Origin of the sequence: Paenibacillus sp. PL2-23 (genome assembly GCF_040834005.1) — a bacterium.
Classification (GTDB): Bacteria; Bacillota; Bacilli; order Paenibacillales; family Paenibacillaceae; genus Pristimantibacillus.
On the sequence record NZ_CP162129.1, the window covers coordinates 1,326,360 to 1,339,054 of the forward strand.

Consider the following 12,695-nt stretch of genomic DNA (forward strand, 5'->3'; position numbering starts at 1 on the left):
TCCAAATAAAGAGCCTTGTGCAGTCGTTAGGTGAGGGTAACAACTCAACGCTAAGAATTGAAGCGATATGTGTTATAATTTAGGTACACGCAACCAGATTTTCACAAGTAATGATCCAGCAATCCGAAGATGATATCAGGCAAGGTAAGATTATTACGACGAACGAAATCATCGAGCAGATAAGAAAAGGTGAACTATAGATAGGTTGTAAAAAGATAAAAATCCGAAGGAGGTAGATCCAAGTGTCGAATCCGGATGAGAAAAAGCAGCACACGTATCAAGATTGGTTGTTATGGGATGGAGCATGGGAATTAATTAACGGCAAGCCATATAACATGTCACCGGCTCCAACAGCCCTTCACCAGTTCGTTATAGGAGAGCTGCATTTCGCACTTCGAACGCACTTGCAGAATCGGAGCTGCTATGTGTTTGTCGCTCCGTTCGACGTATTCTTCAGCGAGAGCGATCAATATAATACACCTGACCATGTTACGCAGCCGGACCTGTCGGTGGTGTGCTCCAAGAATCAGATCTCCAAGAACGGCTGTCACGGCGCTCCGACGATGATTATAGAAGTATTGTCGCCATCAACAGCGCTTAAGGATTACAATGAGAAGTTCAATCTATATGAGAAGTATGGCGTTCAAGAATATTGGATCGTCGATCCCGGCAATCGCACGGTTCATGTGTATGCGCTGCAGGATGGCGTGTATCAGGTACGCGACTTATATACAGAGCAAGATAACGTGCGGTCGAATGTGTTCAAGGATTTTCAAATATCGCTTGGCAAGCTGTTTAACTTGGAAGCCTAATACGATAAAGCCGATTCCTGTGGGAATCGGTTTTTTTCTGCTCCATTAAGCGCTCGAATATCTGGGAACGTAGTTTTGGTTACTTCATAACCTTGATTGGCTAAACGCCTTTCAAGGTTTTTTTTTCAACCGCTATCAATCACGGATAAAATAGCGCCATCGCGTTTGTTGGGTGAAAATTGAGAAATGAACTCATGAATAATCACTAAATTTATATATTTTCAACAAAAAATCTTCACAATACACAAATTAATTATTTATTAACATTAACAAATCATTAACTTTACAAATAAATAACTATATTAATCTTGATAGTAAACATTACGCTAGATATACTGTGATAGGCTGTATACAAACATAGAGATTGTGATAGGAGGAAGAGTAGTGAAGTTGAACCTGAGCAAGACGAAAGCGAATCGTCTTCTGTGGATCCTGTTATGCGCATTCCTGGTGCTTCCAGCGCCTGTTATTGGCCTGCAATATAATATGGCGCAGGACAATGATCTCTTGATTGCCCATAACAGCACTTGGAAGTACCTGGACGACGGTTCTAATCAGAAGACGGCGTGGAGGTACAACGACTTTGATGATACCGAATGGAAGACTGGAGCTGCTCCACTAGGCTATGGCGGGGGAGACCTGCCGTTAGCTACGATCATTCAATACGGCTCTAATGCTGCCAATAAGCCGATTACCGCTTATTTCAGGCATGAATTTACGGTAGATGACGCTTCGGAGATTAAGCAGCTGTCGGCTGCTCTTATTCGGGATGACGGGGCCGTTGTTTATTTGAATGGCAATGAAGTATACAGAACAAACATGCGAACGGGTCCCATTGCTTACAATTCTGTAGCTCTCGAGGCCGTTGATACGGATCGCGCGGCGAATGTATTTGCGATTGATCCTTGGCTGCTGGAGAGTGGAAGCAATGTGATGACCGTTGAGGTTCATCAGAATTCAGCCTCCAGCTCCGACTTGTTTTTTTCACTGGAGCTAAGGGGGGAGTCAACGCCGCTTCCAAAGGATAAAGGGCTGTATGCCGAGTATTACACGAATATGGGGCCTAGCGGCAACTTTGCATTCGACGAGCGAAAAGCTGCGGCTGTTGATCCCTCTATCCAATTTGCGGATTTGAACCCGGTGCTCGCTCGAATGACGGGTATGGAGGATACGGCCAGTGTTCGATGGACAGGTCAGATCGAGGCTCCTGCTACGGGCGAATATAAGTTTTATGTCATCGGGGACAATGGCTTCCGGCTCTGGGTTGATGATATGAGCAGCCCGCTAATTGACTTTTGGGTCGATGAGTGGGACAAGGAACAGGAAAGCCGGCTGATCACGCTCGAAGCGGGACGCAAATATGATATCAAAATGGAATATTTCGAGCATTTCGGCGGGGCTAACCTGTTTTTGAAATGGTCGGGACCCGGCATTGCCAAGGAGCTTGTGCCAGCCAGCGCTTTGTCCTTGCCTAAGGACTATATGGGACCGATCGGCGGCAAAGCAAGGGCGGAAGGACAAGTCATTGATCTGAAGCTCTCTCATGAGCTGGCAGCACTTCCGCAGGAATTGAACAAACATTTCCTGCTGCATGCGGAAGGCAGACAGATTGCCATCAAAGCATTGGAACGAAACGCAGCGGATGCCTCCATCGTTCATCTGGTTCCGGAGCAGGAGATTATCGCGGGTCAGTCCTTGAAGCTGCAGTACGACGGATCAGCAGGCTTGCAGTCCATTGATGGACAAGCTATAGGCTCGTTTGTCTATGCCATCGATAACGAATCGATGAGAATTGATTATTCACCTGTCGCAATCGCAATGTCGCTGTATGGAAGCGCCAAGACCAGCCGCTCGTTCGCCTGGTATACAAGCTACAATTACCCGGACGACGCTCCTGCGAATGCAATGGACAGTGTTGTGGAAGTCGTGCGCGCAACCGAAAATTTCGATTCGCCTAACAAGCTGCGATTCGAGGGAGAGTCGAGAGTGCTTCAGAATTTGAAGTACACCAATTTTACGACCATCTCATTTATCGGACACAAAGCTCTTGTAGAGGGCCTGACGCCGGGAACGCCATACAAATATCGTCTCGGAAGCGACGGTTATTGGAGCGAGACGGGCACATTTGTTACCGAAGCAGACAATGAGAGCGAATTTGAGTTTTTGTATATGACCGATTCGCAGGGTGGAAACAGCGGGGATTATGAGGTGTGGGCGAACACCTTGAATCAAGCGGTTGAACATTTTCCACAGTCCCAATTCCTGGTTATGACAGGCGACATGGTAGATGGCGGGGCTTTGGAATCACAATGGCTGGATTACTTTGGCAAGCCTCAACAAACGTTAATGCATTTGCCCATTATGGCGGCAGTAGGCAATCACGAGGGTCCATACAATGATAACTATTATTATCACTTTAATTATCCCAATGATCAGATAGATGATCCGCTTCCGCCAGGCAGCGTCTATTCCTTCGATTATGGCGACGCCCACTTTATGATTCTTAACACGATGGACATGGGCTGGGACGCGCGGCAACGCGAATCCTTTATGCATCAAATCGAGTGGCTTCGCCGTGAGGTGGCAGAGACAGATAAGAAGTGGAAGGTCGTTGCCTTTCACAAAGCGATTTATTCTGTAGGCGGCCATTCCAAGGAAACGGAGATTTATGAGCTGAGGGACATGCTGTATCCTGTTTTCGACGAGCTGGGTATTGACGTTGTTCTGCAGGGCCATGATCATTCCTATGTTCGAACGCATCAGATGTATGGCGATAAGGCGGTGCTGGATGTCAAGAAGGACGCTAATGGCAACCCGCTTAATCCCAAGGGCACGATGTATATGATCAATAACGCTGCGGGTACCAAATATTACGACATTCGCAATGATATTGATGATTATTACAGTGCTGTGAAGGAGCAGCCCAAAAAGCCGATTTTCTCCGGGATCAGGATGACCAAGGACAGCTTTACGGTGGAATCGTACCGAGCGGGCGAAGATCAACCTTTCGATGAGTATACGATCGTGAGGGATGACAGCAAGCCGGAGGCTGTACAGAACGCTTCTGGCGGCCTGGATCGTTCGGGTCATGTTACGCTGGCCTGGAGCGTGGCGGAGGATGAGACGAGCGCTTCCGACGTTCGCGGCTTCCGCATTTATGAAACCTCCGACAAGCTTGGACGCAATTGGAGCTTGTATGTCCCAGCAGAGGAAGGCAAGCGCCACTATAGTCAAATGATCGAGAGCGCGCAGGCTGGAGAAGCCTACGAGTTCGTAGTTCGCGCAGTGGATGAACGCAACAATTCAGATCTAACAAAGGTTGCCGTTACTGGAATGGATATTGCTTCCCCGTACGGTCCTGTTGTGGATGATGGCTATAATCTGTTCTACTGGAAGACTGTCCCTGGCTTTGATGCGCTGTCCGACTATGAATTTACGCTTGACGGTGGTTCAACATGGGAGCCTGTAACGGTTAATCCGTTGCCGATTGGGGATGTTGCACACGCGATTGGCCAGATTGGCGTACGCGTTAAGGCTGATGAAGGTGTCGGACGCGAAGCGGGACTGCCGCTTTGGAATGACAAGCCCTTCACGGTAAACAGCATTCATGATGTATTCGCCATTACCGGCAATGTGAAGCGAGCCAATGGATTGAGCATGGATGTGAACGTCGTCCGCAGGGCGCCTTATGAGGGCTCCGCTTACATGGTCTTCCAGCTAATGGACGGCAATATTCCGGTACTGATCAACGCTGTGCCGATTAAAGGGGACAAAACGGTATTGTCTCAGCACTTCGAGGTTGAGGGCAGCAATTATAAGGTGCGTGCATTTGTGTTCGATTCATTCGGCATGGAAGGCAAGGCGCCTCTAAGCTTGGCAAGATCGGTCGAGCTCAAGTAACCGGAAGAAAGCGAGGGTAACACGTGAAAAATTATATTGCAGGCATTCTGGCGCTGCTGTTGCTGCTGCCGTCTCTGCACGCCTACGGAGCTCAGGATTTTACGGTCTCCTTAAGTGCAAGGGAGGTCTTGCGCGGAGGGGAAATCGTCATTTCGGGAACAGTGCCCGATCAACAACACGATGTCGCTGTGAAAGTCGTGGGACCCGAAGGCGCAATGCTTTACCTGGATGCGGTCAGCCCGACCAATGGCAGGTATTCCGTTAGAGTCGGCATTCCGACACAAGCGGAATTTGCTCCTTATGGCAAATATACGGTATACGCGGGCTATGGAGACAAGCAAAGGACCGAAGCATTTGCGGTTATGCTCCAGTTGCCGCCTATAGGGGTAATCCCGTCCAATCCCGGACAATCGAACCAAAGCCATGTTAAGCCGTCTCTTGGCGGGAATGGCGTATATGTAGCGGAAAGCAATATGCTGGCGTCCGCCCTTAACGCGCCCGGCGAATCGATCACGATTGAGCTGCCTGCCTCTGCGGCAGAGCTGGGCACTGCGCTGGAAATGCCAGCCCAGTCGCTTCGTGCGGTTGATGAAGCGGGCAAGGCGATTCTACTGACCTCCGGGGAGCACAAGCTGCTCTTCCCGGCTGGGGCGATCGGAGTATATGGCGGAGAGGACTCTCGGATTCGTATTACGGTTAACACGTCATGGACCAAGGATGCCCAGGAAATCGTGGAGCAATCCATAGCTTCCGACAGCAGTCTACGCCAGGTAGGAGTAGCGTTGTCGGTCGTGATCGAGCTCGTTACAGGAAACAGCAAGTCGGTCATTCATGAGATGAAGCAGCCTGTATCCGTCTCTCTCAAGCTGACTGAGGAGCAAGAGAAGAAGCTGCGCTTAAGTCTTGCAGGCATCTATGATGTGGACGGGGAGAAGGCAGTCTATGTGCCAGGCATTCTGAAGAATGGCGTATTTACGTTCCATGCCGCCCATTTCTCTTATTACGCTGTACTGGAGTATGACAAACGGTTTGTGGATATGAAGGAGCACTGGGCGGAGGCTGCTGTTCAAGCGCTGGCAGCCAAGCATGTCGTAACGGGCGTTGATGAACAGCGTTATATGCCGGAGGCGAATATCAAACGAGCCGATTTCGTCACCATGCTGAATCGCGCGCTGGAATGGAAGGGCGTTGATCTGCCTGATGCTGGCGCACCGGTATTCTCAGATGTAGAGAAAAGCAGCTATTATGAGGAAGCTGTCGGAACGATGGTCACGCTGGGCATTATCAAGGGCTATGACGGGAAATTCCGCCCTAACGATATCATGACGCGAGAAGAAGCCGCCGCAGCCATTGCCCGGTCATTATCATTATTCGAGCTAAGCTCTTCCGCCGCAAGCAAGCCTTCCTTTGGAGACCAAGGCGACATCGCTGACTGGGCTGCCGAAGCCGTACAAGCGGTCTGGTCCACTGGGCTGATGAAGGGCGACGACAGGGGTCGTTTCAATCCGAAGAGCTCGCTGACGCGAGCGCAGGTTGCAGCCATTATAGATCGTGCGCTGAGCCAACATTCGTAACTAACGGGAGCAGGAGGATCACATGAAAAATAAATGGTTTGCGATCGTTATGACAATTGTGCTCGTGCTCGGATTGCTGCAGCCGGTCATGGATCGAGCGGCGGCCGAAGACGGAGGCGAGGTCGTATCGGCGACGAGGAACGTCGCTCTGAACGCAATCGTGACGGCAACCGGGGCATGTAATGAAAAGGAAATGCCTCAGTACGCGGTTGACGGGGACAGTACAACCAAGTGGTGCGACAATCATCTGGGGACGGCGAACAAATGGCTAAAGCTGGATCTCCGCGAGGAGTACGTCATTAACCAGTGGGTCGTCGAAAATAACTGCATGGCGGAATCCAATAAGTGTCCTTACCGGAACACAACAGATTTCCGCTTGCAGAAAAGCGATGACGGAGAAACCTGGGTTGACGTTGATGTGGTGAACGATAACGTTCAAACAATTGTTGACCGATACGTGGCGCCATTCACGGCGCGTTACGTTAGGTTTGTGTCAACGAAAGGCGCGAAGGACGGCCATATTGTCCGTTTGAATGAATTGAAGCTGTACGGCGTGGAGGCAGGGAAATATCCCGCGTACCCTCCAACAGAGCTTGAGCCTGTCGATTATGTCGATCCCTTCATTAATACGCTGGGGGATAATGGGCAGACGAATCCAGGTCCGCGCACGCCATTCGGCTTGATCGCGCCGGGTCCGGACAGCGAAGGCACAACAGGCAGAGCGTTCAGCGGTTATTACTATCAGGATCCAGAGATTAAAGGTTTCTCTCATGTGAGGTTTAGCGGAGTAGGATGCAGCGGCTCAGGCGGCAACATTCTGATGATGCCGCAGACGGGAGACTTCACATACCAGAGCAACCAATACAAGCAGCCGTATGACAAGGACAGCGAGCAAGCCACCCCGGGGTATTATGCTGTGGAGCTTGGTTCAGGAGTTGGCGTCGAGTTGACGACTTCGGACCGTGTCGGCTTCCATCGGTATACCTTCCCGGCAGACGCTGCAGCTCGTGCGGTCCTTCTCGATTTGTCCACTTCCTATGCGGGCATGAATGCCGCCAGCTTGAAGGTGGCGGGCTCAAACGTAATTTCAGGTATGATCGATTCCAAAAATGTGTGCGGCCACGGTAATTACCGACTGTACTTCTCTATTCAATTCGATAAGGATTTTGTCTCCGCGACAACATGGAAGGATGGCAATAGCGGAGCCGTATCCGATCGTGAGGGCGTCAATATCGGCGCCTGGGTGAGCTTTAACGCTGCTGCAGGAGACACGATACAAGCCAAGATTGGCCTGTCTCCGATCAGTGTGGAGCAAGCCGCATACGAACGCGATCACGAAATTCCGGACTGGAGCTTTGACGCTCAGCGCGAGAAGGCGCGTGCGTTATGGAGCGAAACGCTTGGTAAGATTGAAGTCAAGGACTCCGACGAGGAGAATAAAAGGATCTTTTATACGCAGCTGTATCACGCCTACCAGCATCCTAATAACGTGACGAGCTCAACAGGGCAATTCCGCGCGGCGCGCAAGGAGAATGAGCTGCGTGAGGCCTCCGAGCTCGGGGAAGACTTCGAATACTACAATGGATGGTCGACGTGGGACGATTTCCGTAAGTATTCGTTATATTCCCTGCTTGAGCCGCAGCGCTTCGAGAACATGGCGAAATCGATGATCGATGTGTACGAGACCAGAGGCTCCTACGCGCAATGGGGTTCGGGTTACTGGCCGAGTCCGACGGTGCGCAACGAATTTAATGGAGCGGTCATCCTGGACGCGATTGCGAAGGGCTTCGACTTCACGGACGAACAGCTCAAGTGGGCGCTCAAAGGCATGGCGGAGGATACGGATCAATATACAGTAGAAGCGGGCAAGTTCAACGGAGGGCTGGAGAAGGCATATAGCGCCTATTATCCAATGAAGCTTGCCGAGCTGATGAATGATCGATATACGTACGACAAATACAAAACAATCGCAATGTCCTACAAGTCATTATGGAATCCTAATCAGGTGGATGAACAGGGAGTCAAGCAAGGCTTCTTCACCCCTGCAGGTAGCAATGTGCCAAGCGGCTCTGTTACCAAGGTGAATGAGTATGCATATCAAGGCAATATGTGGACGTATCGCTGGTTCGTTCCTCACGATGTCAACGGAATGGCGGAGCTGATGGGCGGACAACGGGAGATGGCGGAGGACCTGCAGCACTTCTTTGCCATTGACGAATATGTAGCCATTAATGAGCCTGACCTGCATGTGCCGTATTTGTTCAACTATCTGGGCATGCCGTATTTGACCCAATATTACGCACGGGAATTCACGACGGAGCCTGTCATTCAGAGATACCACAACCATGGACTATACGAATATCCGATGTTATCCCGAGTCTATCGGGCGGATCCTGAGGGCTACTTGTCCTCCATGGACGATGATGCAGGAGCAATGTCCTCTTGGTTCGTATACAGCGCGATGGGATTGTTCCCGGGCAATCCTGGCGATCCTTATTATCTGATTGGCTCCCCAATCTTTGAAGAGCTGACTCTTCATTTGGACAATGGCAACAGCTTTACGATCAAGGCCAATGGCGTGTCCTCGGAAAATCGTTTTATCCAGTCAGCAGAGCTTAACGGAGAGACGTTCGACCAGGCCTGGATCGGCTACGACATGCTGATGGCGGGAGGAGAGCTGGCTTTTGATATGGGTCCGGAGCCGAACGTCAAATGGGGTGCGTCAGAGGAGGCTGCTCCGCCGACAACGGACTTCTCCGGCGAGACGTCTGCGCCGACTATCGTCAAACCAGTCATTGAAGGGGGCGCAGAATGGCGGTACTGGGATGAAGGGCGTTACGCGGGCAACGGCTGGACAGAGCTAGGCTTCGACGACAACGCTTGGAAATCAGGCCATGCCGTGCTTGGTTACGGCGGCAGCAATGTGACGACGACGGTCAGCTATGGGCCGAGCAGCAGCAACAAGTATCCGACAACCTACTTCCGTCACACTTTCGAATGGGATGATTCCGCCGAGCTGTTAAGCCTGGAGGCTGGAGTGGTCCGGGACGATGGCGTTGTCGTATATGTGAATGGCCAAGAAGTGTTCCGCAGCAATATGCCGAACGGTGCCGTGGGTTACGATACCTATGCTAATGCTACTGTGAATGCGGAGCGGGACTGGATAACGTTCCAATTAGAGCCCTCATTATTGATGGATGGTCCTAACGTCATTGCTGCCGAAATCCATCAGGCCAACGCAACAAGCTCGGATATTGCGTTCAACTTTCGTCTGAATGCTGTACGTCTGCTGACTGTGCCAGGGGCGCCGACGGGACCAGTCGTCGATGATACGGCCAACACCTTCGGTTGGACCAACGTACCGGGCTTCGATGAGGCCGTGGATTACGAATATAGTGTCGACGGCGGTGCAACCTGGAAGATGGCTTCCGCTAATCCACAGCAGATTGGTCCGTTTGCTTTGGCTGCTGGAGAAGTCAGAGTACGTGTCAAGGCGAATCTGGCGAAGGAGCAAGCGTCTGGCAGATCGTTGCACTCCCAGCATGCCTTCACAGCTGATCGACTGTGGGAGCAGTTCGAGCTGAACGCTGTTACGTCACGCGAAGGCGTGATGTCAGTAAGAGCGGAAGGTACGCTGAAGAGTGAATATGACGGCTCTGCTTATGTTGTCTTTCAATTAATGAACGCTGGCGAACAAGCCTGGATGACAAGCTCTATGCCGATTGAGGCAGGCGATTTCGAGGTTGAGCAATTATTCAATGTGACTAACGAACGATACCAGGTCAACGTGTATCTGGTCGACGAATTTAACGGCAATGTCTATGATTCCATCTGGCTGGCTGAGCCTGTTGCGCCGAAGCCGGAGCCAGAGCCAGGTCCTGGCACCGATCCAGTGGAGCCGGAAGAGCCTGAGCTTGAGCCGCTGCCGATACCGGTCAAGACGGTTAGGCCCATTGATCCGCTTGGTCCGGACGATGAGGTAACACCAATTGGTCCCATTGATCCGCTGGATACTAACAACCCTGACCCTCCTGGAGACGGATCGCTTCGCGTTGAATACGAGAGTCGAACGGAATGGACGGCAGATCGCAACAGCTTCAATAACAACCCGTTGAAGACGGAAGAAAATAACGGGGAAAATGCACAAGGCCAGAAAAACGTCGTGGTTGGCAATACGTTCGACGGCGCTTGGCTCGCGTACCGCAATCTGGACTTCGGTGAGAAAGGCAGGGATACGGTGGAGGTCGAATATGACGCTCCAACCAACCGCTCGCCTTCCGACGCCCGACTGGAGTTCCGTCTTGGCTCTGTAGACGGCGAAATCATCGGGACGGTCCCCTTGCCTAATACAGGGGGTGGATGGGGGTCGTATTCCAAGACAAAGGCATATTTGAGCCGTACTGTTACAGGCGTGAACGATGTATTTGTAGTGATGAGGGGCACAACGAACTCTAATCAGCTCTATATCGGCAACTTCGATCAGTTCACGCTTTCTCATCAAGGACTTCGTTATGACTATGCGAACCTTGAGCTTGAGAATTACAGCGAGTGGGCTACTGGCAATCATCCAACACAAGGAACGCCGCTTAAGGTTGAGAATGGCAAAAGCGGAAAGCAAGTAGCCAATACGTATAACGGCGCATGGCTCGCATACAAAGGCATGAGCTTCGGCAATGCTGGCGTGAACACATTTGCGATTGAATATGCCGGCAATACGGGGAACACAGCCGCTGATGGGGCTGTAGAGCTTCGGCTGGGGTCAGTGGATGGAGCGTTGCTCGGCAAGGTTATGACTCCGCCGACATCCTCAGGCTGGGGAGTATATGCGACGGCATCTATTCCATTAACGCAGCCGCTGGTCGGCGTGCACGATATTTATCTTGTATTTACAGGCACGACGAGCAGTACGTTCAAATATATTGGCAATTTCGACAATGCTGCGTTTACGGTTGCTCCAGAGCCTGCTCCGGATCCCGGCCCAGACCCAGATCCGAGTCCGGGGCCTACTCCTGATCCCACACCGGATCCAAGTCCAGAGCCTGTTCCGGAGCCTGACATAACGCTGCAATTCGAGAATGCAAGCGCCAAATCGGATGAGCAAAATCTATTTAATAATGGCAAGCTCGGAACGGAAGAGGGCAATGGCGGCATCGTCGTGAAGAACACATTCACCGGAGCTTGGCTTCAATTCAACGATGTGGACTTCGGCACACAAGGGAAGGCACGCGCCTCCATCGTATATTCGGCACCATCCAATCGAGTGCCGGCCAACGTGAGTGTGGAGCTTCGTATCGGCGGTGTAAGCGGCCAAGTGATCGGCACGGCCAGCTTATCGACCACAAGCGCTTGGAGCGACTTTCGCACCGTAACCTTTGATCTAACGCAAGAGCTGACTGGTGTACAGACGCTCTATATGGTATTCACAGGGCCGACCACATCAAGCCATCCTTACATTGGCAACCTGGACAGCGTGACGTTATCCGCTAGGCCAAGCTAGCAGCTAAGTGAGTAATCCTCTATCGAGGCCTTTCAGAGATGAGAGACAGTTCGAAATTATAAATTGTGGTAACAAGCAGAGAACCCGCCAGGCCCAAAGGCCATGCGGGTTCTCTGCTTCTATATGCCTAGTATTAACCGATCAGCGACAAGGCGTGCTGCTCGGCTCGGAGCAATTGCTCGCGAACCCGCACGACGTCTCCAATGATGATGAGTGCCGGGTTGGACAGCTTCATGGATACGGCCAGCGTGTGAATATCGGCGAGCGTGCCGACGATGACGCGCTGACTGGAGGTAGTTCCGCGTTCGATAAGGGCGACTGGTGTAGAGGCCGCTTTGCCGTGCCGCAGCAGCTCCTCGCGAATGGACGGGAGCTCGCTGACGCCCATATAGATTGCGAGCGTGTCTACGCCATGAGCGAGCAGATCCCAACGCACCGATTTGGTTGGGCCATGGCATCGGCTTCCGGTTACGCAGGCGAAGGAGGCGGCGAGTCCGCGATGGGTAAGCGGGATGCCTGACGATGCGGCTGAACCGATCGCCGAAGTAATGCCCGGCACAAATTCATAAGGTATGCCCCATTCCGCCAGCTCCAGCGCTTCCTCCGTGCCTCGGCCGAAGACGAGCGGGTCGCCGCCCTTGAGGCGGACGACCTGATAGCCTTCCTGCGCATAGCGCACTAGCGTATGGTGGATCTGCTCCTGCGACATGGTATGCGCTCCGGGCGCTTTGCCGCAGTCAATCAGGCTCGCATGAGGCGCACGGTAAGCCAGCAGCTCCTTGTTCACGAGTCTATCGTACAGGATGACATCTGCCTGCTGAATCAGACGCATAGCTTTGACGGTAATCAATTCGGGATCGCCAGGACCTGCTCCTACGATATAAACCTTTCCTGTATATCTTTGCTTCATAG

The 12,695-nt window shown here is 51.8% G+C and carries 5 protein-coding genes; 4 read left to right on the forward strand and 1 reads right to left on the reverse strand.

Translation table 11 applies throughout. The annotated features are described in order from the left end of the window. The first annotated feature begins 242 nt into the window (after positions 1 to 242). The 4 genes from AB1S56_RS05710 (at position 243) to AB1S56_RS05725 (ending at position 11,783) form a co-directional block, all read left to right on the forward strand. The gene (locus AB1S56_RS05710) at positions 243 to 812 is read left to right on the forward strand and encodes a Uma2 family endonuclease (RefSeq protein ID WP_340872405.1); all 570 of its coding nucleotides are present in this window, start codon (positions 243 to 245) and stop codon (positions 810 to 812) included. Positions 813 to 1,196: 384 nt separating this feature from the next. Further along, positions 1,197 to 4,712 carry a PA14 domain-containing protein gene (locus AB1S56_RS05715; protein WP_340872406.1) on the forward strand — a complete coding sequence of 1,172 codons (3,516 nt, stop codon included), beginning with the start codon at positions 1,197 to 1,199 and terminating at the stop codon, positions 4,710 to 4,712. Positions 4,713 to 4,735: 23 nt separating this feature from the next. Next, the gene (locus AB1S56_RS05720; RefSeq protein ID WP_340872408.1) at positions 4,736 to 6,286 is read left to right on the forward strand and encodes an S-layer homology domain-containing protein; all 1,551 of its coding nucleotides are present in this window, start codon (positions 4,736 to 4,738) and stop codon (positions 6,284 to 6,286) included. A 22-nt stretch (positions 6,287 to 6,308) separates the two neighbouring features. Then, positions 6,309 to 11,783 (forward strand): GH92 family glycosyl hydrolase, encoded by a 5,475-nt coding sequence (locus AB1S56_RS05725; RefSeq protein ID WP_340872410.1) that lies wholly within the window; start codon positions 6,309 to 6,311, stop codon positions 11,781 to 11,783. A gap of 133 nt (positions 11,784 to 11,916) precedes the next feature. Here AB1S56_RS05725 and cobA read toward each other — a convergent pair whose 3' ends face one another. Beyond that, complete coding sequence (gene cobA, locus AB1S56_RS05730; RefSeq protein WP_340872412.1) at positions 11,917 to 12,693, reverse strand: uroporphyrinogen-III C-methyltransferase; 777 nt, start codon at positions 12,691 to 12,693, stop codon at positions 11,917 to 11,919. Between the last annotated feature and the right edge of the window lie 2 nt (positions 12,694 to 12,695).

Coding starts and splice junctions, on each gene's coding strand:
- AB1S56_RS05725 (WP_340872410.1), top strand. CDS start 6,309: ATGAAAAATAAATGGTTTGCGATCGTTATGACAATTGTGCTCGTGCTC.
- cobA (WP_340872412.1), bottom strand. CDS start 12,693: ATGAAGCAAAGATATACAGGAAAGGTTTATATCGTAGGAGCAGGTCCT.